The organism is Streptomyces incanus, from assembly GCF_042656345.1.
Classification (GTDB): domain Bacteria; phylum Actinomycetota; class Actinomycetes; order Streptomycetales; family Streptomycetaceae; genus Streptomyces; species Streptomyces incanus.
On the sequence record NZ_JBHSPC010000046.1, the window covers coordinates 91666 to 114785 of the forward strand.

A 23120-nucleotide genomic window follows, 5' to 3' on the forward strand; every position below is an offset into this window, starting at 1 on the left:
AGTCGGCGGGCATGTGTCACGTGAGCACTCAAACGAGCGGCATCAGGACAACGGAAGCCAAAGTGCTCATGCTTTTGGGGCGGTGTTCTCCCCGGGGCGTGGGCGAGTGTCCCGGCATCGCACACGTCGAGATCGCCATACCGCCGAGTGGCATTACCGGCCCCGACCCACGACGCCACCTTCGGATCCCTCACACCACCCGAAGGGACACTGTCCAACAGCGTGATCGAATGGCCGACAACAGCGTTCGTCCTACCGCACGCACCACATCTCGACCCGTTTGAAAGAGGCTTGGGGGTGGGGAACTGCTGGGGCTTGGGTACTGGTGGGCTCTCGTATTCGACTGTCACCGGCTCTCCGAGGAACCCGGCCCGTCGGTAACCGTTCGTGCTCTCCGGCGGCCTGCTCCACCCGCTCCTTCAGCGGGCCGTTGCGACGAGGCGTCGCAACGTGGCGTGGGCGGGTGGGCCCCAAGCGGGCTTGCCACCAGGACGGCCGTGGGCGCCGGCATCTCCGATGAGGATGCAGGCGAGGGCGCGCAGCACCGCCCAGCCGCGGGCGCGACGCAAGGTAGCGGCGCCCGGAGTCGGCTGGTAGGCCCCGTAGAAATGGTCGGCGGCGCCGTCCGGCAGCAGTACCCAGGGGGCCGCGAGGTCGCAGGCCGGATCGCCCGCGCAGAGATCGCCGAAGTCGATCACGCCGCAGAAGGTGCCGTCCGCGGTGAGGACATTGGCCGGATGCAGGTCGCCGTGGAGCCATAGTGCCGGGCCCGCCCAGTCGGGTGCGGCGGCAGCGTCTTCCCAGACCGCGCGGACGGCGTCCGGGGCGGGGACCAGCCCCCGCTCGGTGGCCGAGGTGAGCTGCTCGGCGAACTGCTCGGCATGGCCGGCCGGCGGCCCCCCGCGGTCGCGGCCGGCGGGCGCCCCCTCGGGGGCGGGCGGTGAAGAGTCGTCAGGAAGGCGGCCAAGACGTCGGCCGCCTCCTCAGCGCGCGTGGCGGGGGCGCGGTCGGCGGGCTCGCCCGGTGCCCAGGTGGTGACGATCCAGGGGCGTGGAAACCGCTCGGAGGGCTCGCCGAGGAGCTGCGGGACGGGAACTGGCAGAGGAAGGTGTGGGGCAAGGGCGGGCAGCCAGGTGTGCTCCTTGCGCAGCAGCGTGTCCGCAGACTGCGTCACCCAGGGCAACCGAACGGCGAGGTCGTCGCCGAGCCGCCACATCTGACTGTCCCAGCCACGCGCACCAAAGCTCAGAGGGCGATCGGCCAGTTCGGGGTGCTGGTCTCGCAGAAGATCCCGTACCGACTCCGCGGTGACCTCGATCTCGGTGTGGGGCATGCGAAGCAACGCTAGCGTCGCCGACCGTCCCATGGCGGAGCCGCAAAGGTTACTCACGGAGCGGCGGTCGAGCACGGCATTCCGGGCACGAACGCGGGGTGGCACCGGAAATGAATCCGGTACCACCCCGACCATTCAGGTAAGGCGCGTTCCTGGGCCTACCAGCGATACCACCGGCCTCGACTTCCGCCCGTATTGGTGGAGCGCATGACGAAACCGAGCAGCCATACGGCCAGCACGATCACCGCCACGATCCACAGTGCCTTCAGTGCGAATCCGGCACCGAAAAGGACGAGGGCCAGCAGGAGTACGAGAAGCAGGGGAACCATGATTATCAACCTCCGATGGAGCAGATGCCCCGGAGTTCTCTCAGCACGCATGGTGTCTTGATGTTTCTTTTACACCGCAGCGGGAAAAAGCGCGCCCCCGCCACCGCGGCACACGCGGCTCGCGTTCCGCGCCTCTCACGGATGGCCTCGCTCGGGATGCGCAGCGGCCAGGAGTGTCAAAACTGACCGTATGGCAGAACCACGTCGCTCCGATGCCGGGAGCTCCAAGACGGCCCCTGCTCGCCGCACGGGAGCCGCACGGGGGCCCGAGCAGGCGGCCCGTGCTGCCCTCCGGAGCCTGGAGGGGCTGATCGACCACCCGACGGAGGGCGTGTCCGCCGTCCGGCGTTCCGACGACGGCTGGTGCGTGGTGGTGGACGTTCTGGAGGTTCCGCGGATTCCCGACACCACGAGTCTCCTGGCCTCGTACGAGGTGCAACTCGACCGGGCCGGTGAGCTCATGGAGTACCGCAGGGTCCGCCGCTACCGACGAGGCGCGGCCGACGAGTGATCCGTGACCGCCCCCTCCGCTGGAAGGAACGTCCATGCCCGTGACCACCTACTCGGACGAAGTAGTGGCCTGCCCGCCTCGCGCCGGCACGTTGTACGACGTACTGGAACTGATTCTCGACCGCGGCATGGTCATCGACGTGTTCATACGGGTCTCGCTGGTCGGGATCGAGATCCTCAAGATCGACGCGCGCATCGTCGTCGCGAGTGTGGACACCTACCTGCGGTTCGCGGAAGCGTGCAACCGGCTGGATCTCGAGCGCGATTCCCGCAGCACCACGGTTCCCGAACTGTTCGGCGGCGGGGCGGCCAAGGCCGTCGGCAAGCGCAAGGTACGCAAGGCCGCGGACACCGTGGGCGAGACCGTGCGCAAAGCGGTGGGTGGCGGCGACGAGGAGCCCGAGGACCAGGACGACGACGAGGTCGAGGGCGAGGACGAGCAGTGGGAACGCCCGGGGAAGCGGCGCGCTCCCGCACGCAAGAGCAGCCGACGCCGCGTGGAGGCATGACCGTGACGACCGACGGGGTGTACGTCTACGCGATCCTGCGGGCGGGAACGGCGCTCCCGAAAGGGCTCGGCGGTGTGGGGTCCCCTCCCGCCCCGGTAAGGACGATCGGGCAGGGCCCGCTCGACGCGGTCGTCAGCGACGCACCGCCCGAACTGCGCGCGCGACGTCGTGACCTGCTGGCGCACCAGGAACTCCTGATGCGCCTGGCGGACGGGGGACCGGTGCTGCCCATGCGGTTCGGCATGGTCGCGCCGGACGAGGGGACGGTCCTCGATCAGTTGGCCGCCGCCGGGTCCCGCCATGCCGCGACTCTGGAAGAGCTGGACGGCCGCTTCGAGATCAACGTCAAGGCGCTTCCGGCGCAGAACGCGCTGGCGGCCCTCGTCGCCGAGGAGAAGGACGTACGGCGGCTTCGCGATGCCGCACGCCGGCGCCCCGGCTACGAGGCCCGCATCAGACTGGGCGAAGCCGTCACCACCGCGCTCACCCGCAGGGCGGCGGCGGCAGGACAGCGCATGGTGCGTGAACTCGCGCCCGGGGCCCGCGCCGTGGCAGCGGGTCCCCCCGTCTCGGGCTGTGTGCTCAACATGTCCTTCCTCGTCGACCGCGACGACACCGACACCTTCCTCACCAGGGCCCGGACCTTCGCGGACGTCCATCGGGAGCAGGTGGAGCTCCGGCTCGCCGGTCCGCTCCCCTGCTACAGCTTCGTCTCGTCCGGGGCCCGCCCCATACCCGTGGGCGGGGCGTGACATGGGACTGATCACCGGCCTGCTCACGCTGCCCATCGCGCCGGTCCGGGGCGTGGTCTGGGTGGCCGAGAAACTCCACGACGCCGCCGAGCGCGAGTTGCACGACCCCGCCGTGCTGCGTGCGCAGCTCGCGGTGCTCAACCAGGAGCTCGAGGCGGGCGACATCACAACGGAAGAGTTCGAACGAGAAGAAGAACGGCTGCTCGACCGTCTGCACGCCGTGCGGGTCGGTCCGGCACACAGCGATCGCGAGAGAAGGTGACGTGCTGATGGAAGACCAGGCCAAGGCTGCCCTCGGGGCCGCGGTGGTCGGCGGCTATCTGCTGGGCCGGACCAGGAAAGGACGGCTGGCACTCACCGTCGCCACGTACCTGGCCGGCAGACGGTTCGGCCTGACACCCCGCCAGCTCGCCGCGGAGGGGATGCGCCGGCTCGGCGAGGTTCCCCAGTTCGCCCAGCTCCAGGACCAGATCCGGGGCGAGGTCCTCGACGCGGGCCGCAAGGCCGCGACAGCCACCGCCAACCGCGGCCTGAACTCCCTGGCCGACGTGCTCAGCAACCGCACGGCCCGTCTCACCGCACCTCCCCGGGACGAGGACGAAGAGGTCGAGGGCGAGTACGAGGGCGAGGGCGAGGGCGAGGGCGAGGGCGAAGAGACGCCGGAGGACGAAGGCGCGGAGTACGCGGAGGACGAGTACGAGGACGAAGAAGAGCCCGGCCCGGAGGACGAGGAAGAAGGGGAGGACGAGGAAGAGGAGGAGGAAGAGGAGGAGGAGGAAGAGGAGGGCCCCGAGCGGAAACCGGAGAAACGGCCGTCGGGAAGGGAGACCCCGGCCAAGAAGAAAACGGCCGAGAAGAAATCTTCGGCAAAGAAGGCGACCGCCAAGAAGTCCGCTCCGGCCAAGAAGGCGGCGGCCAAAAAGGCCGCGGCCAAGAAGACATCTCCCGCGAAGAAGACGGCAGCAAGCACATCGTCGTCGGCGAAGGGGACCGCATCCAAGCGCACGAAGCGTCGGAGGTAGCCAGCCATGGCCAAGACGAAGAACACGGAACCCGAGGCCGAAGAGTCCGGATTGGGCAGGCTCCGGGGAGAGCTGTCCGGCTTCCTCGGCGCACATGCGGGGAAGTTCGCCGAGAAGGCGGGAGCCAAGCTGACCGGCGTCACGGGCCGGCTGACCGACGTCGCGGAGAACGGCGGGTCCCTGCCCGCGATCGGCTCACGCGTCCTTCAGGGCGACTCACCGGTGAAGGCATTCGTCTCGGAGAAGGCCAAGGGCGCCAAGGACAGCGTCGTGGAGAAGGCCAAAGAGACCTTCGGCGGTGGAAAGCGCAAGCGCAAATCGGGCAGCGGCAAGGTCATGAACATCATCGAGGTGCTCGATGTGGGAGTGCCTCTGCGTACCGCTTACGACTACTGGACCCAGTACGACCGGTTCAGCGGTTTCACCAAGGGCGTTCAGGACGTCTCGATGGAAGACGAGGCGACCAGCAACTGGAAGGTCAAGATCGGACCGTCCTCGCGCAGCTTCAAGGCGACGGTCCAGGAGCAGGTGCCCGACGGACGCATCGTGTGGACGTCGGAAGGCGCCAAGGGCACCACGCGTGGTGCGGTGAGCTTCCACGAACTGGCTCCGTCCCTCACGCGCATCGTCCTGGTCCTCGAGTACTACCCGTCCGGGTTCTTCGAGAAGACGGCCAACCTCTGGCGTGCCCAAGGGCGTCGCGTACGCCTGGACTTCAAGCACTTCCAGCGGTACGTCACGCTCACCAACGATGAACCCGAAGCCTGGCGTGGCGAGATCCGCGACGGAGAAGTCGTCAAGTCCCACGAAGAGGCCATGGAAGAGGAGGAAAGAGAAGAGGACCAGGACGGCCGGGAGGACGAGGAGTACGAGGATGAGGAAGAGGAAGAGGGCGGCGAAGCCACGGACGATCAACTGACGGGCGAGGACGAGGAAGAGGACGAAGGCGCGGAGTACGGGGACGAGGAGTACGAGGACGAAGAGGAGCCCGGCCCGGAGGACGAGGAGGAAGAGGAGGAAGAGGAGGGCGAGGAAGAGGAGGAGGAGAAGCCCGCCAAGCGGCGCTCCCGAAGGGCCCGTCGTGACTGACCTCGACTTCCGGCACGACGTGAACCACCCCGTCCCCGGGCCCCCGAACACCAACCTCGCCGACATCCTCGAGCGTGTCCTCGACAAGGGCATCGTGATCGCCGGCGACATCAAGATCGACCTTCTCGACATCGAGTTGCTGACCATCCGGCTGCGTCTCTTCGTGGCCTCCGTGGACACCGCGAAGAAGGCCGGCATCGACTGGTGGGAGACCGATCCGGCGCTCAGCTCCCGCGCGGCACGAAGCGCTCTGCGGGAGGAGAACCTCGAACTGCGCGCCCGCCTGGAGTCGCTCGAATCAGGGTCCCGGGACACGTCGTCGGCCGATCGATGAGCCGGGGAGAGACAGAGGCATGACGGAGCACCGCCCCAAGAATTCGGAAACGACCGCCCTCTACGTGTACGCGGTCTGCCGCACCGACGGAAGTCCGGCTCTCGACGGGGTGTCCGGGGTCACCCGGGACGAACCCCTGCGTACGCTTCCCCTCGGTTCGCTCACCGCGATCGTGCAGACCGTTCGGGCTGCCGAGTTCACGGACGAGGCCTGGCAGGAGCGTCTGACGGACGAGCCCGAACTCGAACGGTACGCGCGCGCCCACCACGAGGTCGTGTCGGCGGTCGCCGCCCAGGCGCCCACGGTGCCCTTGCCCCTGGCGACGCTGTACACCGCGGAGGACAGGGCCGAGGCCGTGCTGAGCAACGAGTCGGCGCGCTTCCACGCCGCCCTGAAACGCATCGCGCACCATGCCGAATGGGGCGTGAAGGTCTACGCGACCGGCTCTGCGGCCGCTGACGGCGGCAGAGCGGCGCAGCGGCCGAGCCCGCCGGGCGATCGGGGCCGTCCGGCCCCGGGAGCGGGGCGGGCGTATCTGGAACGCAAACGGAACCTGCAGGCGCAGCGCGAGCAGCGAAGGGAGGAGTCCCTGCGCGTCGCCGAGACCGTGGACACGCGGGTGTGCCGCATCGCCAAGGCGTCCCGCCGGCTCCGGCCGCACGGGCCGGGAGCGGCCGGCGACCACCGCGTCCAGGTCCTGAACGCCACCTACCTGGTCGCCGAGCACCGGTCGGCCGAACTGAAGCTGCTGGCGCAGGACTTGCGGGAACACACCGGCGCCGGGATCGAACTCTCGGGTCCATGGGTGCCCTACTCCTTCGTGGGCGAGGTGTGAGGGGTGACGCACGACGTGGTTCCGTGGGACACTCCGGGCCCCTTGAGCGGCCCCCTCGGGGTGCCGCTGGTCGATCTTCTGGACCGGGTCCTGGCGACCGGGGTCGTCGTCAGTGGGGACTTGGTCATCGCGATCGCCGATGTTCCGCTCGTCCGGGTGTCGTTGCACGCCCTGCTGTCGTCGGTCGGCGAACGCGTGCCCGCCCCGTGGGCCGACAGCGGGCCCCTGTGACGGCCTCCCGGGTCGACCTCGACTCCGAGCAGATGGGGCGCGATCTCGTCGCCCTGGTCCTCACCGTGGTGGAGCTCCTGCGCCAGTTGATGGAACGGCAGGCCCTGCGGCGCATCGACCAGGGTGACCTCACCGACGACCAGACCGATGAGATCGGCACCACCCTCATGCTGCTCGACCAGCGCATGACGGAACTCTGCGAGCAGCACGGAGTACGCCCGGAGGATCTCAACCTCGATCTGGGGCCGCTCGGCACCCTGCTGCCCCGGACCTGACCCGGCCTGAAGGGCAATAGGGCGGGTGGAGCCGGTGCCTCCGCCGGCCGCTCACCCGAATGGCGGAGGACCGGTTTCCGGCGCACAGTGGAATGAGGGCGCGAGGCAGCGGATGCCGGTGGATGGCATCCGCCGGATCCGGCCCGCCCCCCCGACGGCTCTGTGCGAGGAACTCATGGCGACGAACGACACTCTGAGCGGCACTGCCCTGGGCACGGGCGGCACCACGGGCGAAACCCGTGGGACGACCGTCATCGCGGACACCGTGGTCTCCACGATCGCGGGCATAGCCGTGCGCGAGACCGAGGGAATCTACTCCCTCGGCGGGGGCGCCTCGCGAGCCCTGGGAGCGGTCAAGGACAGGGTGTCCCGCTCCAGCGATCCCGGTCGTGGCGTGAAGGTGGAAGTGGGCGAGAAGCAGACCGCCATCGACGTCGATGTCGTGGTGGAGTACGGCATCGAGATCCTGGAGGCCGCGAGGGAAGTCCGCTCCCGGGTTACGGACGCGGTCGAGACGATGACCGGACTGGAGGTCGTCGAGATCAACATCAGGGTGCTCGACGTCCATGTCCCGGGAGCGGACGAGGGCGACGAGGACACGGGGCGCGCTTCCTCGGGCTCCCGCGTCCAATGACGCGGGTCTCCTGACCCGCCCCGCACCCCCGACCCGCGGGAAACCGCTGACGGACTCGACCAACGTCTTCAGGACGGCTCAGGGACAGCTCAGGCGGCCGAGGACGTGGCCGGACCCCTACGACGTGGCCGGGCCGGCGCGACCGGCTCGTCGAGACCCTTCGGGTCCACGTCTCCACCCGGGCACCCGCCGAGCAGGTCGGCGAGATGCCGGGCGTCCAAGCCCGGACCGTCCGCCGCCGCCTGCGGAACCTGGGCAGCTACCTGGTTGACTGCTCCCCTCCCTGAAAGGAGGGGGGATTCCTGGCTCAGGCCGCCTTCCGGAGCGGCGCTCCGGGAGGTCTTGTGCCCTCGACGCCAGCCGGGTCCAGACCTGCCCGGAGGAGCATCACGCGGGCGGAGTTCTTGTCCCTTGGGGAGACGGTTCCACACGCGGTGCAGGTGTAGGTACGTTCCGACAGCGGCAGTGCGTGCTTGGCTCTCGCTCCACACTTGGCGCAGTCCATGGTGGTGTGCGCGGGATGCACCAGACGCACATCCCGGCCGTGCTTGCGGCCCATCTCGACCAGGGCCTGTTTGGTGGCGCCGATCGCGGCATCGGCCGCCTTGCACGCCATCGACGTTGCGGCGAGGAACTTCGGCCGGAAGTCCTCCACCGCGATCACATCATGGTCCCGCACGACCTTCTTCGCCCACTTGCGGGCGGTGTCCTGCCGCTGCCGGGCGATCCTGGCGTAGGTCTTCGCCCGCCACCTCTTCGCCTCCCGGTAGCCCTTCGACGCCGCCTGCCCCTTCTTCGGTTTACGGCGGGCCATCATCCGGTCGTACCGGGACAGCTTCTGCTGCGCCTTGAAGCCGTGGCGGGCATGGGGGAGGTCGTGGGCGTCGGAAGTGGTGGTGGCCGTCTCCTTCACCCCCCAGTCGACACCGATCACCGCACCCGTCGGCGGCAGCGGCTCCAGGAGGGCGGGGACGACGAACGAGGCATACCAGTGCCCGACACGGTCACGGTAGACCCGCACCGAGGAGGGCTCGGCCGGCAGAGGGCGGGACCAGACCACGGTCAGGACGATCCCGCCCGCCAGGTGCAGCCGCCCGTCCCTGAGGCGGAAACCGCGCCGCGTGTAGTTCAACGACGGGTCACTGCCGCGCCGCTTCTTGTGGCGGGGCATCCCGGCCCGCCGCTTCAGCGGCAGCCGGTTCCTGATGTCCTTGAGCGCTTTGCTGCGGGATGCGGCGAAGTCGCGGACGGTCTGCTGCTGCGGCACCGAGGCGCCCTCGGCCAGCCACGACGTCACCGCACGCGCCCGCGTCAGCATCCCGTCCAGCCGGGCCGGACCACACACCTCCCCCTCCGCATGAGCCTTCCTCGAGCGGGCCACACACTCGTTCCACAGCCACCGGCACCGCCCCCACTCCCCCTCCAGCCCCACCCGGGCAGTGGCCGACACCCGCAGCCGGTAGGTGTACCGGGCACGCTCCACCGCCTCCTCGGCCTCGCCCACCCCTCACACCCCCTCACCTCGGTTCCGGTCAGCCGACTCCCGGCCAACTGACCGTACGTACGAGCCACGCACACCCGCACACCCCTTCCACCACGACCACCCCCACCAGCGAACGGGGGTACGCGCGTTCGCGTCTCTCCCGGCTCTGCCGGGCGGCTGCCAGGGCGCTCCGCACCCCAACCGGGACGGGTACGGCGACGCTCCGCATCGCCGGGCATGGGATGCGATTCCTCCTCTGCAAGCGGGCGGCACCCCCACCCCGGCGTGAACGCCGGGGCCTCCTCGCACAAGACCAGGTGAACATCGTGGTGCCCAGGCATAGACAATGGCCCACCAGGACCACCCGTCACAGGGGACCAGGACCACCCGTCACGGGGGACCGGGACCACTCGACGGCACCACCCGCGGCCCCATGCGGCCGCACCAGCGGCACAAACAGGAGGCGGCTCCCTTGGAGCTCAGCAGGCGTACCTTCACCGCGCTGGCCGGCACGGCGGCGCTCGGCCTCGCACTGGCCGGCAGCGGGGCGGCGACCGGCACGAACGGGACGCGTGCCGTGCCGACGGGGCCGCCGCCCGCCCCGCCGCGCGCGGACGGCAGGCGGCACCAGGTCGGCTTCGACCGGTACTCGCTCCTGGTCGACGGCCGACGGCTGGTGCTCTGGTCGGGCGAGATGCACCCCTTCCGGCTGCCGAGCCCGTCCCTGTGGCGGGACGTGCTGCAGAAGCTGCGCGCCCACGGCCACAACGCGGTGAGTGTCCCCGTCCCCTGGAACGTCCACTCCCCCGCGCCCGGCAAGCACGACTTCACCGGGGTGCGCGACCTCGACCTGTTCCTCACGACGGCCGCCGAGGAGCGGCTGTACGTCGTGCTGCGCCCCGGGCCGTACCTCGGCACCGCCGATCTCGACGCCGGGGGCCTCCCCGGGTGGCTGACGGTCGCCGAGGGCGCGGCCGAGGCCGCCGACCCCGCGTATCTGGGGCACGTGGACGCGTGGCTGAGTGCCGTCGACGCCATCGCCGTCCGGCATCTGTTCACCGGGGGCGGCGGCACCGTGCTCCTGTACCAGGTCGAGGACCGGTACGAGGGGCGGGGCGGGAGCGGCTCGACGGGTGCGGGCGCCTACATGTCCCACCTCTACAAGAAGGTGCGCGCCGACGGGATCGACGTACCGCTGTTCCACAACGACGGCGGCGCGGACGGGCTGTGGGCGCCCGGGTCCTTCCCCGCCGGCACGGAGAAGGGCGAGGGGAACCGGCTGTACGGGTTCGAGTCCTCGCCCGTGCCCGGTGAGGTGCCGGCCGATCTCGGGTACTTCGGCAGGCGCGGGACGGGGGCCGGGGCCAGTGCGCGCACTCCCGGGTTCGTCGCCGGGGCGGCCGTCGGCGCGTCCGCCCCCTGGGGCTGGGCCACCTCCCGGGGCAAGGGGTACGCGGAGGTGCGCGGAAGGTGGGATCCGGCGTACGAGCGGAGCAGCCTTCTCACCAGCCTCGCCAACGGGATCACCCTGCACAACGCGCGCGTGACGGCCGGCGGGACCTCGTGGGGGTGGCTGGCCTCGCCGCACGTCTACACCTCGTACGACTACGGGGCCCCGATCGACCAGGCCCGCCGGCCCACCGCCAAGCTGGCCCCGCTCCAGCAGCTCGGGCATCTGCTGCGGACCGTGCCGGACCTCGCCCGCCTCGAACCGGCGTCCACGGTGCGGCCCGAGGACGACCGGCTGAAGGTCTACCACCTGGCCAACCCCGACACCGGCGCCCAGGTGTACGTCCTGCGCAACGACTCCGCCGAGGAGGTCAGGTCGGCGCTGCCGGGCACCGGCGTCGAGGTGCCCGTCACGGTCGGCGCGCGGGACGCCAAGCTGCTCGCCACCGGGCTCGGACTGGGGCGGCGAAGGCTGGCGTTCACCACCGCGCAGCCCATGTTCAGCGTGACCGTCGGGCGGCAGGACATCGCCGCGTTCGTGGGCCGGGCCGGCGAGACGGCTCAGGTCGCCCTGGACTGCGAGGTCCAGCCGCTCACCAACCGGCTGGACCTCGAGCCCGCCTGGTCCTACGACCGGGGCCGGCTGCACGTGGTCACGCCGCTCGGGGTGGGTGGGCTGAGCCGGGTCCTGATCGAGGGCGGCGACTCCGACACGCCGATGCTGCTGCTGTTCGCCGACGACGCGACCGCCCAGCGGCTGTGGCCCTACGAGACCCCGTCCGGCTCGCTGCTGGTCTACGGTCCGCCGCTGCTGCGGTCGGCCACGCTGCGCGGCTCCACCGTCCAGCTCACCGGCGACATCACGGGCGAGACCGGCCTGGAGGTGTGGGCGCCGCGCGGGGTCACCGCCGTGACCTGGAACGGGCAGCCGGTGCGCACCACGGTCAGCAGGGCCGGTTCCCTGGTGCTGGAAGGGCTGATGCCCGGCACGCCCGCTCCGTCCCTGCCCGCCCTCACCGGCTGGCGGCGGCGGGCGGAGAACCCGGAGTCCGAGCCGGACTTCGACGACGCCCGGTGGACGGCCGCCGACCGCACCGCCTCCCTGAGCACCACGCCCGTGCCCGAGGGCCGGCCCGTCCTGTTCGCCGACGACTACGGCTTCCACTACGGCGACGTCTGGTACCGGGGACATTTCGAGGGCGCACGCGACGCCACGTCGGTGTCCCTGTCCTACAGCACCGGCACGCAGGGGCTGTTGATGGCCTGGCTGGACGGGCGGCCGCTGGGCACGCACCGGATGCCGGTGCCGGACGAGGACACGGCGGGCCGGGGCACCTGGACCGCGACCGCGACGTTCCCCGTGCCCAAGAAGCCGCGCGGGCGCAACACGCACGTCCTGTCCGTGCTCGTACGGCGGATGCAGCAGGAGGAGGACGCGGCAGGCGCGGGGGAACCGGCGGCCGTCCGCCGTACGCGCCGGGCGGCCCGGGGGCTGACCGGCGTCGACTTCGAGGGGGCCTCCCCCGAGGTGAGCTGGCGGATCCAGGGGGCCGGGGCGCCGGACCGGGTGCGCGGGGCGCTGAACAACGGCGGGCTGTACGGGGAGCGCGAGGGATGGCACCTGTCGGGGTACGGCGACGACCGGGACCGGAACGCCTGGGAGGCCGTGGACCTGCCGCGCGAGGACCGGCGGCAGGGGGTCACCTGGTACCGGACCGACTTCCGGCTGGACGTCGACCCGGACGTGGACGCGTCGGTCGGGCTCGTCCTCGAGGACGACCCCGCGCGCGCCTACCGCGTCCAGATCTTCCTCAACGGCTGGAACATGGGCCAGTACATCAATGACGTGGGCCCGCAGCACACCTTCATGCTGCCGAACGGGATTCTCCGCACACGGGGGACCAACACACTGGCCCTGGCCGTGCTGTCCGACGGGACCACACCCTCGGGGCCGGGCCAGGCGCGGCTGACCCTGGTGGGGGCGGCGCGCGGCGGAGTGCCGGTGGAGGCGGTGGAGTCACCGGAACGGTGACCCTCGCGCCTCCACCGGTCCCCTCCGTCACGCTCACGCCAGCCGGATCACGTTCCAGGACAGCGGTTCCAGTACGGCTTCGAGCCCGCCGTCCGTCAGGGTCGTGCCCCCGGCGGTGTGCGGGGTGACCCGCTCCGGTTCGGCGAGGGTGTTGCGGGCGTCGGGGTCGGCGTCCGCGAGGGCGGTGTGCTCCACGACCGAGGTGAGGCCGAGGCCGCCGAGGGCGATCTCCAGCGGCAGCGGCTCGGTGCGGCTCCGGTTGACGGCGAAGACGGTGACCGTGTCGTCGTCGGCGCGTACGGCGGTGGCGTGCAGCAGGTCGGTCGTGCCGTACCGGGCGGTCTCGTAGGTCGGTGAGTCCACGCGGACGTCGAGGACCTCGCCGCGCCCGTACCGGGAGGCCTGCGCGAACGGGAAGAACGTCGTCTGCCGCCAGGCGGGGCCGCCCGGCTCGGTCAGGATGGGGGCGATGACGTTGACGAGCTGGGCGAGACAGGCGATCTTGACCCGGTCGGCGTGCCGGAGCAGCGCGATGAGGAGCGAGCCGAACACGACGGCGTCGGTGACGCTGTAGTTGTCCTCCAGCAGGCGCGGCGCCTCGGGCCAGTCGTCCTGCGCGAAGGTCGCCGCCTGCTCCTGCCAGCGGGACATGTACCAGACGTTCCACTCGTCGAAGGAGAGGTCGATCCGCTTCGTGGACTTGAGCTTCGCGCCGACGTGGTCGCAGGTGGCGACGACGTTCTCGATGAAGGACTCCATGTCGACGGCGGAGGCCAGGAAGGAGTCGAGGTCGCCGTCGTGCGGCTCGTAGTAGGCGTGCAGGGAGACGTGGTCGACGAGGTCGTACGACTCGGTGAGGACCGTCGCCTCCCACGCGGCGAAGGTGGGCATGGACCGGCCCGAGGAGCCGCAGGCGACCAGTTCGACGCCGGGGTCCTGCTGGCGCATCGCGCGGGCGGTCTCGGCGGCGAGACGGCCGTACTCCTCGGCGGTCTTGTGACCGGTCTGCCAGGGGCCGTCCATCTCGTTGCCCAGGCACCACAGCCGGATGCCGAAGGGGTCCTTGTCGCCGTGCGCGACGCGCAGGTCGGACAGGGCGGTACCGGCGGGGTGGTTGGCGTACTCCTGGAGTTCGAGTGCCTCGGTGACCCCGCGGGTGCCGAGGTTGACGGCCATCATGGGCTCGGCCTGCGGGCCGATCTTCCGCAGGAAGGCGATGTACTCGGACAGGCCGAAGCGGTTGGTCTCGGTGGAGTGCCAGGCCAGGTCGAGGCGGCGCGGGCGGTCCTCGACGGGGCCGACGGAGTCCTCCCACCGGTAGCCGGAGACGAAGTTGCCGCCGGGGTAGCGGATCGCGGTGACGCCGAGTTCGCGGACCAGGTCCAGGACGTCGGTGCGCAGGCCGTCGGCGTCGGCGGCGGGGTGGCCGGGTTCGTGGATGCCGGTGTAGACGCAGCGGCCGAGGTGTTCGACGAAGGAGCCGAAGAGACGGGGGTCGACCGGGCCGACGGTGAAGGCGGGGTCGAGGGTGAAGCAGGCGGTACGCATCTTTTCCTTTCGGGGGTCGTCAGCTGCTTGCTGGAGAGCGCGCACAAGGACGGTTCAACTCGATCGTGTGAGGGTCGGCTTCCGGGCTTGCGGTGTCGTGGGCCGTCCGGGTTGGCGTGAGCGTGCGATCCGGACACCGGGTTACGGCGCCGGTGAGCGGGGCCCCGGCCCCACCGGAGTGATGGTTCGGGGCCTCCCCGTCGCCTTGGCCGTACCCGTGCGGCCGGGTCGCGCTGGGATCCGGCCTCCCAAGACCGGACCACGCACAGGAGGCGGGTCGCCGCCCCGGGGGTCGAGTACGCCGGGGGCCTGAGGGCACCTCCCACGCCCTTGAGGCAGTGGGGGAACGCCCAGGACCGTTCGGGGCGTGCCGCTGAGCAGACCCACTCCCGCCCAGTCCGGAGGAACGGTTCGCCGGTGTCCGCCAGGGCCTGTGCGGCGGATCGAGTCGGAGGCAAGGGGCAGTATCCGTCCGGCTGGGGTGAGCGGGGGCTGGTGCGTGCCGCCGCACGGCGGAGGAGGGCGTCGACCCGATGGGGGTCCCCTGCTCATGGGGGGTCCCCCGCTCGATCGAAGTCGAGAGTGGGGGAGGAGCCGGGAGCGGGGAGAAGCCGAGAGCTCGGGGAAGGAGCCCCGGGGACCGACGACCACGCCGCTGGGGGCGCCGCACCCCCTGCTCGAAGGGCCGGGGGGGGAGTGCGTGCCGGCCCTCCCCTCTCCGGCATGATCCGCCGGACAGGCCCTGGGCCGGTGCGGGTACGGGTACGGGTGCCGGTGCGGCGGTGGGCGTCACTGGCCGGCGAGGCCGGTGTGCGCGACGCCCGCCACGATCTGGCGCTGGAAGAAGACGAAGACGACGATCAGCGGCAGGCCCGCCAGGAGGCCGCCGGCCATCAACTGGGCCCACTGGATGCCGTAGGAGTTCATGACGGTCGCGATGCCGTTCGGCATGGTCATCAGGTCGGGGTTGTTGGTCACCATGTAGGGCCACAGGAAGTTGTTCCACGAGCTGATGAAGGTGAAGATGCCCACCGCCGCGAGCGAGGGGCGCGACAGCGGCAGGATGATCGTGAAGAAGACGCGCCAGCGGCCGGCGCCGTCGATGAAGGCGGCCTCCTCCAGTTCGCGCGGGACGCCCTGGAAGAACTTGTAGAGGATGTAGACCATCGCGGCCGGCGCGCACTGCGGCAGGATCATTCCCCAGTACGTGTCGACCATGCCCATCTGCTGCACCGTCGTGAACAGGGGAACACCGAGCACGGCCGGAGAGATCATCAGCCCGGTCATCACGACGCCCATCAGGACGCCCCTGCCCCGGAACTCGGTGCGGGCGAAGCCGTATCCGGCCAGCGCGCTCACCAGCAGCACGACGGCGGTCACGCACACCGACACGACCAGGGAGTTGACGAGCCAGTTGGTGATGTTGCCGGACTCGATGACCGCCGACCAGGCCTGGCCGGTCCACTCCTCCGGCAGCCAGTGCGGCGGTACCTCGACGGCCTCGGTCTCCGACTTCAGGGAGGTGAACAGCGCCCAGGCCGCCGGCGCGAGGAACACCACGGAGACGGCCGCGCCGACGAGGGTGAGCACGATCTGGCTCGGCGGCCAGTTCCGGCGGGGCTTGACCCGTACCTGCGGTGCGGCGGTGGTCATCGGCCGCCCTCCTCACGGTTGCGCAGCAGCCACATCCGGGCGAGGGCGACGGCCGCGATGAGCACGAAGAAGATGATGGAGAGGGCGGAGGCGTAGCCCACGCGGTAGCTGGTGAAGCCCTCTTCGAGGGTGAACTGCACGAAGGTCCGGGTCGATTCCTCGGGACCCGGACCGAAGTCCTGGATCACGACGGCCTGGTCGAAGACCTGGAGCGAGGCGAGGATCTGCAGGGCGACGACGAGCCCGGTGATGTTCCGCAGCATCGGCAGCGTGATGTGGACCGCACGGTGCCAGGCGTTCGCGCCGTCCAGCCTGGCGGCCTCGTACAGGTGCGCGGGGATGCCCTGGAGCGCGGCGAGGTAGAGCAGGAAGCTGAAGCCGACCGTCCACCACAGTGTGGTGATGACGACCGCGAGCATCGCGTAGGACTTGTCGGTCAGCCACGGCGTCCCGATGCCGAAGACGTGGTTGATCATGCCGGTGCCGGGATTGAACAGCCACTGCCACAGGTTGGCCGCGACCGTCGAGGGCAGCAGGAACGGCATGAAGAAGCAGAGCCGCCACAGCCATGCGCCGTGCTCGATGTGGTGGGCGAGCATCGCGAGGAGGAAGGCGAGCACCGTGATGCAGGGCACGACGAGCAGCGTGAAGTACGCGCTGTGGCCGAGCGAGTCCCACATCAGCGGGTCCTTCAGGGCCTCGCGGTAGTTGTCGAGGCCGATGAAGTGCGCGCCGTCTCCGGAGATGTTGGCGTCCGTGAAGCTGAGGTAGAGGCCGCGCAGCAGCGGCCAGATCACGAAGAGCGCGAACAGGGCGAGGAAGGGGGCGACGAACCAGCCGCCGTGCTGGAATCCCCGCGTGCGGCGGACGGTGGCGCCGTCGGCGGCGGTCGTCGCCCGCACCGGGCGGACGACGGTCTCAGCACCGGTCGTCGTCATGCGACCGCACCCCCCTCGGCGGCGGTCCTGCCGTCCATCGGGTTCTTCGTGGCGAGCAGTTCGGTGAGCGTGCTCCTCATCCGGCGGGCGGCCGCCTCCGGCTTCGCGGAGCCCATCGTCGAGGAGACGACGATCGGTCCGACGCGCTGGGCGAGGATGCCGGTGGACCCGGCGAACCACACCTTCGGCTCGGTGGCCTGGTGGTCCATCGCCGTGACGTACTCGTTCTGCGGCTCCAGTTCCCGGTACGCGGCCGTGGACAGGGTCGGCGTGTGCGCCGGGATGTGTCCGCCGCCCGCCCACAGCCGGGCGTGCTGGACGACGTAGGCGGCGAGCCGGTGCGCGCCCTCGTCGGCGGCGCCGCCGCGGTCCGACTGGTGCGGCAGGACGAAGGAGTGCGACTCGGCGTGGGTGGCCCGCTTCCCGAAGACGGGCGGCAGCGGGGTGGCGCCGTAGTCGAGCTTCGCCCCGGAGAAGACGGGCACCGACCAGTTGCCCTCCCAGACGAAGGGGGCGCCGTTGAGGAACTGTTCGGCGCCCGCGCCGCCGCCGAAGCCCGGGTCGGCGTACCCGTCGGTGATGTGCCGGCGCAGGAACTCCAGGACCTGGACGGCCTTGTCGGTGTCGAAGGTGACCTCGGTGTTGGCGTCGTCGAACCAGGTGCCGCCGAGCTGGGTGTAGAAGGCGACGAAGAACCACCACTGGAAGTTCTGGTCGTTGACCCACAGGCCGATGGTCTGCAGCCCTTTCCCGGTGGCCTTCTTCGCCTCCTTCAGTACCTCGAACCACTCGTCGACCGACGTCACGGGCACCATGCGCCCGTCGGCGTCGAGCAGGCCCGCCTTCCCCAGCACGTCCTTGCGGTAGAAGCAGAGCTGGACGTGGATGTCGAGCGGCAGGGCGTAGAGCCTGCCACCGATGACGGCGCGCTTCCACAGTTCGGGGTTGAAGTCCTCCTCCCGCACGCCGTACCGGGCGAGCAGGCCGACGTCCCAGGGGTCCAGGAGACGGCCCGGCGAGAAGCCGGTGACGCGGCCCAGGTGCATGACGCCGAGGTCCGGCGCCCTGTTGCCCGCCGCGGCCATGGCGAGCTTGGTGTAGAAGGGGCTGCCCCACTGGAGGGTGGAGTCCTTCACGTCGATGCCGGGGTTGTCCTTACGGAAGGCGTCCAGCATCGCGATCATGTTGTAGCCGTCGCCGCCGCTGAAGAGGTTCCAGTAGCGCACCCGCGTACCGGCGTCGGAGACCAGGGCGTCCGCGCCGGTGCCGAGGACGGCGAAACCGAAGCTGCCCGCGACCGCGAGACCGCCCGCCGTGGTCAGAAGTTGCCTGCGATTCAGGCCAGGTCGTCCCATGCCCTGCCCCATCTGTCGAGGTGTCGTGTCGAAGAGGTGCTCTCATAGGAGGTGCGTTCACGGCATCCGAAGAAGGCGCTCCCGACATTCGGCGTTCGACATATCGAATAACGCCCGTAACTTCGAACGGACCGTAAGGGGCGGGCGCGGGCGCGTCAATGCTTCGGACAAGATCTCGGGGCCTGGCCGACGGGACACCTGTTCGCATGACGTGGACCCTCACGGCGCGTAGTCTCGAACGGCCTTGAGATCACCCGGGGGAACAGGGAAACAAGGGAGAGAGCGGTGCGCACCAGGAAGGAGATGCGTCGTCTCGCCGACGCGCTCATCGAGCCCATCCGGGTGCCGGTGCCCGCCGAGCCCGAGGTTCTGTTCAACGCGCTCGTCGCCTCCGTCGGCGCCTGGCGGGGGCGTGAAGTCCTCGTCCACCGGGCGGCGTTCCCGCCGCACACCGCGAGCGGACTGTGGCTGGAGCGGGAGGGCCACGACGACGTGGTGGTGGACGAACGGGCAGCCGCGTGGCACCAGATCGTGATCTTCTGCCACGAGGTGTGGCACATGAACCGGCGGCGGATGGAAGCGGAAGCGGGATCCGGAGGTCGCCCGACGGGCCATCTCACGAGCCGCCGGCCTGCCGCCGCCCGCACCGACTTCAGCCTCGCCGAGGAACAGGAGGCCGACCGTTTCGGGATGCTGATGGGCCGTCGGCTGCGCATCTGGATGGACGCCTCCACCGACTCCGTGTTCGCCGCCGAGGGCGGCGGCTCCGGCGAACCGCAGGACCTCGCCGGACGCATCGGGGCCGCGCTCAACCACCGCGGGACCAGACGGTGAACGGACTGATCAACTACGTCAGTTGCGGGGCGCTGTGGCTCGGTCTGCTGGTGCGGGCCCCGGATCTGCTGCGGCACCGGCGCGATCCGTATCTGCGGGCCATCTGCGCGGTGCTGGGGCTGGCCGGGCTCTGCTTCTTCCTCGGGGCGCCGCCGACGGTGGGCGCGATCAACCGCCTCGGCGGGGTGCCGAACCTCGCGGCGCCGCTGACGTACGCGGCGATCATCGCCTACGGCGCCGCCTCCCAGGTCCTCGTCGTCCACTGGCGCGGCGGGCCCGGGGTGCGTCGCACCGCCCGCCGCTGGATTCTCGCCTACACCGGCGTCCTGATCGGGGTGGCCGTGACCTTCGCCCTCGGGGACGCGCCGGTGGAACGCCGCACCGACCTGGACACCTACTACGCGACGACCCCGTATCTGGCGCAGATGATCGTGCTGTACCTGGTCGCGCACCTCACCGCGGTGACCGTGACCGCGGTGACGTCGCTGCGCTGGGCGCGCCGGGTGCGGGGCGGGCTGCGGGCGGGCCTGACGCTGATGGGAGCGGGCGCGCTGTGCGGCGCCGGCTACAGCGTGGCCAAGCTCGTCGCGGTGGCCGCCCGCTGGTCCGGCCGGGACTGGACGGCGCTCGGCACCGCCGTCTCCCCGGCCGCCGCGGGGCTGGGCGCGCTGCTGACGGTCGTCGGAGTGCTGGTGCCGCTGGTCACGCCCCGGGGGGCCCGGTGGGGGCGGGCCCGGCGGACGTACGCCCGGCTCGAACCGCTGGAGCGGGCGCTCGACGACCTGCTCGTCCGCCGGACGCTGCGGCTGCCCCGGCCCCGGTTCGCGCCCCCCGCCGCCCTCCTCGTGTGGCGCCAGACCAGCGTCCACAACGCGCTGAGCCACCTGGACGCCTACTTCGACCGGGACCTGTTCGACCGGACCCGCGCGTCCACGCTCACCACGACGGCCGATCCCGAGTGGGCCGAGGCCGCCGCCTGGGCCGCCGTGATCGTCACCGCGGTACGGGACGAGGCCGCAGCCGCACCCGGACGCCGGCTGCCGCCGGCCCACGGCACCGGACGGCTCCTCGACCGGATCCCGGGACCGGCCGGACTGGCCCGGATCGCCGACGCCCTGGCCGGCACCGCACCGGTGCCGCAGGCCGCGCCGGTGCCGCCGACGGCTCCGGCACCCTCCGCCACGGCGCCCACCGCGCCCACGGCACCGACGGGGGCCGTATGAACCGCGACGTCCGCGGCGTCCGCGGTGGCCGTGACCGCCGGTCCGGCGGTGCCGGGCGCACCGCGCCGCGAGGGGGCGCCGCGGCATGAGTCTCGTCGTGTACCTGGCCGCCTTCATGCTGGGGATCTCCTCCGTCCTGGTGCGGCGCCGCCCGCGCACCGCCCTGCGCGACCCGCTGACGCTGTCCACCTGCGTGGCGATCGCGCTCGCCGCCCTGGTCTTCGTCTGTGCCGCCCCGGCGACCCTGGCCGCCGTCAACGAGTTCACCGGCATCCCCAACTTCGGCGCGCCGCTGACCTACGGGATGCTCTCCGCGTACAGTTGCGCCGCGCTCGTCCTGCTGATCAACTGGCGGGGCGGGCCCCGCGAGCTGGTGCGGCGCATGGTGCTGCGCAGCATCGCCGCGTACGGGCTGCTGGTGCTCGCCATCGTCGTCCTGTTCGCGCTCGCCGACGCGGACACCGAGCGGCTGACCGACCTCGACACGCACTACGCCAACACCCCGTTCATGCGGGAGATGATCCTGCTGTACCTGCTCGGGCACAGCGCGGCCATGCTGGTCATGTGCGCCGTGTGTCTGAAGTGGGCCCGTGAGGTCACCGGGCTGCTGCGCACCGGGCTGTGGCTGATCCTGCTGGGCACGCTGCTGGACGTGGTGGGCTTTCAGCTGACCAAGTACACCGCGGTCGTGGCCCGTTGGCACGGGCACGACCTCGACTTCCTGTCCACCGACGTCGCCCCGCCGATGGCCTCGCTGGGCGCGGTGCTGTGCTCGGCGGGATTCGTGCTGCCGAGGCTGCTGCCCCCGACGCTCGCCCAGTGGCGGGGACTGCTCGACCACCGGCGGCTGGCGCCCCTGTGGTGCCTCGTACGGTCGGCGTCCACCGCTCCCAAGCCGCCCACCGCCTGGTGGCAGCTCCCCCAGGTCCGGCTGCAGTGGCGCGAGGTCTCCATCCACGACGCCCTGCTCGCGCTGGCACCGTACTTCGACCACCGCGTCCGTGAGCGGGCGCGGGACGACGCCCTGGCCGCCGGGTGCTCCCCCCACGAGGCCCGGCTGGCCGCGGAGGCCGCCATGCTCGCCGACGCGGCGCGCCGGGCCACCGCCCGCGAGGAACCGCCCCAGACCGGCGGCAGTTACCGGCTGCACGCCACCGAGGTCTTGGACACGAGCGGGCTGGTGGAACTGGCCCGGGCACTGGACCGGGAACGGGACCGCCCTCCCCCCGTCGCCGCCGCCGCACCCCGCACACCTCCCGCGCCCGACGGCGCGGGGCCGAACTCCATGGCTGGACCCATGACAGAACCCGAGGAGCCCCATGTCGCGTAGAGCTGTCGTCATCGGTGCCGGACTGGCCGGCATGCTGGCAGCGGCCGCCCTGTCCGACGCCGGAGCGGACGAGGTGATCGTGCTGGACCGCGACGAGCTGCCCGACGGCCCCGAACACCGCCGGGGCCTGCCGCAGGGACACCACGCGCATCTGCTGATGCCGGGCGGGCTGGACGCCATGGAGGAACTGCTGCCGGGCGTGGATCCGCGGGGGCGGCTGCTCGCCGCCGGCGCGCACGAGGTCTCCCTCAGCTCGGGCATGCTGGCCCTCACCTCCGAGGGCTGGCTGAGGCGGTGGCGGCGCGCGGGACCGGCCATGCTGACGTGCACCCGGCCGCTGTTGGACTGGGTGATACGGACCGCGGTACTGGAACACGCGCCGGTCGAGATCCGCAGGGCGGCGGTGACCGGGCTGACGGGATCCGCCGGGCGGGTGCGCGGGGTACGGGTGGCGGCACGCGGCGGGGAGAACCGTCACGCGATCCGTGACGAGGAACTCGACGCGGACCTCGTCGTCGACGCGAGCGGGCGCGGTACGCGGGTCGTGACCTGGCTGGACGGGCTCGGGCTGGACGGCATCCGGGAGCGGACCGTGGACTCCGGTCTGGTCAACGCGACGCGTCTGTACCGGGTACCGGAGGGTGCGGAAAGGTTCCCGCTGACGATCGTGCAGGCGAACCCGTTCGTCTCCCGGCCGGCGCGGAGCGCGATGGTCATGCCGGTCGAGGGCGGCCGGTGGCTGGTGAGCTGCGGCGGCTCACGCGGCGGTGAGCCGCCCGCGGACCCGGAGGGCTTCCTGCGGTACATGCTCGACCTGCCGGACCCGATCGTGGGCCGGCTGGTCTCCGGCGCCGAACCGCTCACCGACATCCATCTGAGCCGGTCGACGAGCAATGTGCGGCGGTATCTGGAGAAGGCGCCCCGGTGGCCGGACGGCTTCGTCGCTCTCGGGGACGCGCTGGCCACCTTCAACCCCGCGTACGGGCATGGCATGTCGGTGGCCGCGTTCGGCGCGCGGGTCCTCGGCCGGGAGCTGAACGGGGTGGCCGGTGACCTCGGTGCGCCCGGTCTCGCCCGGCGGGTGCAGCGGGGTGCGGCACGGGTGGCGGAGGCCGCCTGGTCCATGGCGGTCAGTCAGGACGTGCTGTACCCGGGGGTGCGCGGTGGTGCGCCGACCGCCGCCGACCGCGTCGTCTCCGCGTACACGCGGCGCGTCACGCGGGCGGCCACCGGTTCGTACCCGGCGGCCTCGGCGCTCTGGGGCGTCACCGGTCTGCGCACGTCCCCGGCCCGTGTGTTCCACCCGGCCACGGTGCTCGCCACCCTCGCCGGCTCCCCCCTGCCCCCGTCGACCCGGCCGCCGATGACCCCGGACGAGCAAAAGGTCCTCGAGCGGCTGGATCGTACGGGGGTCTGAGCGAC

Annotated in this window: 22 protein-coding genes and 2 pseudogenes; 17 read left to right on the top strand and 7 right to left on the bottom strand. The window is 71.3% G+C overall.

What is annotated here, in order from left to right; all coding sequences use genetic code 11:
* Window positions 1–419: 419 nt before the first annotated feature.
* Window positions 420–1333 (bottom strand): annotated as a pseudogene (locus tag ACFP2V_RS17465) (aminoglycoside phosphotransferase family protein).
* 158 nt (window positions 1334–1491) lie between these two features.
* The gene (locus ACFP2V_RS17470) at window positions 1492–1662 is read right to left on the bottom strand and encodes a hydrophobic protein (protein WP_332427262.1); all 171 of its coding nucleotides are present in this window, start codon (window positions 1660–1662) and stop codon (window positions 1492–1494) included.
* Window positions 1663–1852: 190 nt separating this feature from the next.
* Here ACFP2V_RS17470 and ACFP2V_RS17475 point away from each other — a divergent pair, with 190 nt between their 5' ends.
* From ACFP2V_RS17475 to ACFP2V_RS17530, 12 genes and pseudogenes are all read left to right on the top strand, one after another.
* Complete coding sequence (locus ACFP2V_RS17475; protein ID WP_381212658.1) at window positions 1853–2173, top strand: gas vesicle protein GvpO; 321 nt, start codon at window positions 1853–1855, stop codon at window positions 2171–2173.
* Between the two features lie 34 nt (window positions 2174–2207).
* The gene (gene gvpJ / locus ACFP2V_RS17480) at window positions 2208–2681 is read left to right on the top strand and encodes a gas vesicle protein GvpJ (RefSeq protein ID WP_381212661.1); all 474 of its coding nucleotides are present in this window, start codon (window positions 2208–2210) and stop codon (window positions 2679–2681) included.
* Between the two features lie 2 nt (window positions 2682–2683).
* Window positions 2684–3433 (top strand): GvpL/GvpF family gas vesicle protein, encoded by a 750-nt coding sequence (locus ACFP2V_RS17485; protein WP_381212863.1) that lies wholly within the window; start codon window positions 2684–2686, stop codon window positions 3431–3433.
* Between the two features lies 1 nt (window position 3434).
* Window positions 3435–3695, top strand: a complete 261-nt coding sequence (locus tag ACFP2V_RS17490; protein WP_381212664.1) for a gas vesicle protein GvpG — start codon at window positions 3435–3437, stop codon at window positions 3693–3695.
* 7 nt (window positions 3696–3702) lie between these two features.
* Window positions 3703–4455: a histone protein gene (locus ACFP2V_RS17495; protein WP_381212667.1), complete on the top strand. Its 753-nt coding sequence runs from the start codon at window positions 3703–3705 to the stop codon at window positions 4453–4455.
* Window positions 4456–4461: 6 nt separating this feature from the next.
* Window positions 4462–5544 carry an SRPBCC family protein gene (locus ACFP2V_RS17500; protein ID WP_381212670.1) on the top strand — a complete coding sequence of 361 codons (1083 nt, stop codon included), beginning with the start codon at window positions 4462–4464 and terminating at the stop codon, window positions 5542–5544.
* Window positions 5537–5878: a gas vesicle protein gene (locus ACFP2V_RS17505; protein ID WP_381212673.1), complete on the top strand. Its 342-nt coding sequence runs from the start codon at window positions 5537–5539 to the stop codon at window positions 5876–5878. The genes ACFP2V_RS17500 and ACFP2V_RS17505 overlap by 8 nt, the downstream gene beginning before the upstream one ends.
* 19 nt (window positions 5879–5897) lie before the next feature.
* Window positions 5898–6713: a GvpL/GvpF family gas vesicle protein gene (locus ACFP2V_RS17510; RefSeq protein WP_381212676.1), complete on the top strand. Its 816-nt coding sequence runs from the start codon at window positions 5898–5900 to the stop codon at window positions 6711–6713.
* 3 nt (window positions 6714–6716) lie between these two features.
* Window positions 6717–6944, top strand: a complete 228-nt coding sequence (locus ACFP2V_RS17515) for a gas vesicle protein (RefSeq protein ID WP_381212679.1) — start codon at window positions 6717–6719, stop codon at window positions 6942–6944.
* Window positions 6941–7219, top strand: coding sequence for a gas vesicle protein K (locus ACFP2V_RS17520; protein ID WP_381212682.1), 279 nt, complete (start codon window positions 6941–6943; stop codon window positions 7217–7219). The genes ACFP2V_RS17515 and ACFP2V_RS17520 overlap by 4 nt, the downstream gene beginning before the upstream one ends.
* A 175-nt stretch (window positions 7220–7394) precedes the next feature.
* The gene (locus ACFP2V_RS17525) at window positions 7395–7853 is read left to right on the top strand and encodes an Asp23/Gls24 family envelope stress response protein (RefSeq protein WP_381212685.1); all 459 of its coding nucleotides are present in this window, start codon (window positions 7395–7397) and stop codon (window positions 7851–7853) included.
* A 134-nt stretch (window positions 7854–7987) separates the two neighbouring features.
* Window positions 7988–8125, top strand: a pseudogene (locus ACFP2V_RS17530) (PucR family transcriptional regulator); the annotation flags it as partial.
* Between the two features lie 35 nt (window positions 8126–8160).
* Here the strand turns inward: ACFP2V_RS17530 and ACFP2V_RS17535 are convergent.
* Window positions 8161–9357: an RNA-guided endonuclease InsQ/TnpB family protein gene (locus tag ACFP2V_RS17535; protein WP_381212688.1), complete on the bottom strand. Its 1197-nt coding sequence runs from the start codon at window positions 9355–9357 to the stop codon at window positions 8161–8163.
* A 451-nt stretch (window positions 9358–9808) separates the two neighbouring features.
* Here ACFP2V_RS17535 and ACFP2V_RS17540 point away from each other — a divergent pair, with 451 nt between their 5' ends.
* On the top strand, window positions 9809–12817 hold the full coding sequence (locus ACFP2V_RS17540; protein ID WP_381212691.1) for a glycoside hydrolase family 35 protein: 3009 nt from the start codon (window positions 9809–9811) through the stop codon (window positions 12815–12817).
* Window positions 12818–12850: 33 nt separating this feature from the next.
* On the opposite strand, the gene arfA is transcribed toward ACFP2V_RS17540, so the two are convergent.
* The 4 genes from arfA to ACFP2V_RS17560 form a co-directional block, all read right to left on the bottom strand.
* The gene (gene arfA, locus ACFP2V_RS17545; RefSeq protein ID WP_381212694.1) at window positions 12851–14365 is read right to left on the bottom strand and encodes an arabinosylfuranosidase ArfA; all 1515 of its coding nucleotides are present in this window, start codon (window positions 14363–14365) and stop codon (window positions 12851–12853) included.
* A gap of 789 nt (window positions 14366–15154) precedes the next feature.
* Window positions 15155–16018, bottom strand: a complete 864-nt coding sequence (locus ACFP2V_RS17550; protein ID WP_381212697.1) for a carbohydrate ABC transporter permease — start codon at window positions 16016–16018, stop codon at window positions 15155–15157.
* Entirely contained in the window at window positions 16015–16956 is a 942-nt protein-coding gene (locus tag ACFP2V_RS17555) for a carbohydrate ABC transporter permease (protein WP_381212700.1), read from the bottom strand. The genes ACFP2V_RS17550 and ACFP2V_RS17555 overlap by 4 nt, the downstream gene beginning before the upstream one ends.
* Entirely contained in the window at window positions 16953–18311 is a 1359-nt protein-coding gene (locus ACFP2V_RS17560; RefSeq protein ID WP_381212703.1) for an extracellular solute-binding protein, read from the bottom strand. Before ACFP2V_RS17560 ends, ACFP2V_RS17555 begins: the two co-directional genes overlap by 4 nt.
* Before the next feature lie 285 nt (window positions 18312–18596).
* Here ACFP2V_RS17560 and ACFP2V_RS17565 point away from each other — a divergent pair, with 285 nt between their 5' ends.
* The 4 genes from ACFP2V_RS17565 (at window position 18597) to ACFP2V_RS17580 (ending at window position 23115) form a co-directional block, all read left to right on the top strand.
* Complete coding sequence (locus ACFP2V_RS17565; RefSeq protein WP_381212706.1) at window positions 18597–19145, top strand: toxin; 549 nt, start codon at window positions 18597–18599, stop codon at window positions 19143–19145.
* Window positions 19142–20368, top strand: coding sequence for an MAB_1171c family putative transporter (locus tag ACFP2V_RS17570; protein WP_381212709.1), 1227 nt, complete (start codon window positions 19142–19144; stop codon window positions 20366–20368). The genes ACFP2V_RS17565 and ACFP2V_RS17570 overlap by 4 nt, the downstream gene beginning before the upstream one ends.
* An 85-nt stretch (window positions 20369–20453) precedes the next feature.
* Window positions 20454–21698: an MAB_1171c family putative transporter gene (locus ACFP2V_RS17575; RefSeq protein WP_381212712.1), complete on the top strand. Its 1245-nt coding sequence runs from the start codon at window positions 20454–20456 to the stop codon at window positions 21696–21698.
* The gene (locus ACFP2V_RS17580; protein ID WP_381212715.1) at window positions 21688–23115 is read left to right on the top strand and encodes an FAD-dependent oxidoreductase; all 1428 of its coding nucleotides are present in this window, start codon (window positions 21688–21690) and stop codon (window positions 23113–23115) included. Before ACFP2V_RS17575 ends, ACFP2V_RS17580 begins: the two co-directional genes overlap by 11 nt.
* Window positions 23116–23120 lie beyond the last annotated feature (5 nt).

What these genes read in the sequence shown, in the direction of transcription:
- ACFP2V_RS17575 (WP_381212712.1), top strand. Translation starts at nt 20,454, where the DNA reads ATGAGTCTCGTCGTGTACCTGGCCGCCTTCATGCTGGGGATCTCCTCC.
- arfA (WP_381212694.1), bottom strand. Translation starts at nt 14,365, where the DNA reads ATGCGTACCGCCTGCTTCACCCTCGACCCCGCCTTCACCGTCGGCCCG.
- ACFP2V_RS17510 (WP_381212676.1), top strand. Translation starts at nt 5,898, where the DNA reads ATGACGGAGCACCGCCCCAAGAATTCGGAAACGACCGCCCTCTACGTG.
- ACFP2V_RS17495 (WP_381212667.1), top strand. Translation starts at nt 3,703, where the DNA reads ATGGAAGACCAGGCCAAGGCTGCCCTCGGGGCCGCGGTGGTCGGCGGC.
- gvpJ (WP_381212661.1), top strand. Translation starts at nt 2,208, where the DNA reads ATGCCCGTGACCACCTACTCGGACGAAGTAGTGGCCTGCCCGCCTCGC.
- ACFP2V_RS17470 (WP_332427262.1), bottom strand. Translation starts at nt 1,662, where the DNA reads ATGGTTCCCCTGCTTCTCGTACTCCTGCTGGCCCTCGTCCTTTTCGGT.
- ACFP2V_RS17490 (WP_381212664.1), top strand. Translation starts at nt 3,435, where the DNA reads ATGGGACTGATCACCGGCCTGCTCACGCTGCCCATCGCGCCGGTCCGG.
- ACFP2V_RS17580 (WP_381212715.1), top strand. Translation starts at nt 21,688, where the DNA reads ATGTCGCGTAGAGCTGTCGTCATCGGTGCCGGACTGGCCGGCATGCTG.
- ACFP2V_RS17475 (WP_381212658.1), top strand. Translation starts at nt 1,853, where the DNA reads ATGGCAGAACCACGTCGCTCCGATGCCGGGAGCTCCAAGACGGCCCCT.
- ACFP2V_RS17560 (WP_381212703.1), bottom strand. Translation starts at nt 18,311, where the DNA reads ATGGGACGACCTGGCCTGAATCGCAGGCAACTTCTGACCACGGCGGGC.
- ACFP2V_RS17525 (WP_381212685.1), top strand. Translation starts at nt 7,395, where the DNA reads ATGGCGACGAACGACACTCTGAGCGGCACTGCCCTGGGCACGGGCGGC.
- ACFP2V_RS17555 (WP_381212700.1), bottom strand. Translation starts at nt 16,956, where the DNA reads ATGACGACGACCGGTGCTGAGACCGTCGTCCGCCCGGTGCGGGCGACG.
- ACFP2V_RS17500 (WP_381212670.1), top strand. Translation starts at nt 4,462, where the DNA reads ATGGCCAAGACGAAGAACACGGAACCCGAGGCCGAAGAGTCCGGATTG.
- ACFP2V_RS17550 (WP_381212697.1), bottom strand. Translation starts at nt 16,018, where the DNA reads ATGACCACCGCCGCACCGCAGGTACGGGTCAAGCCCCGCCGGAACTGG.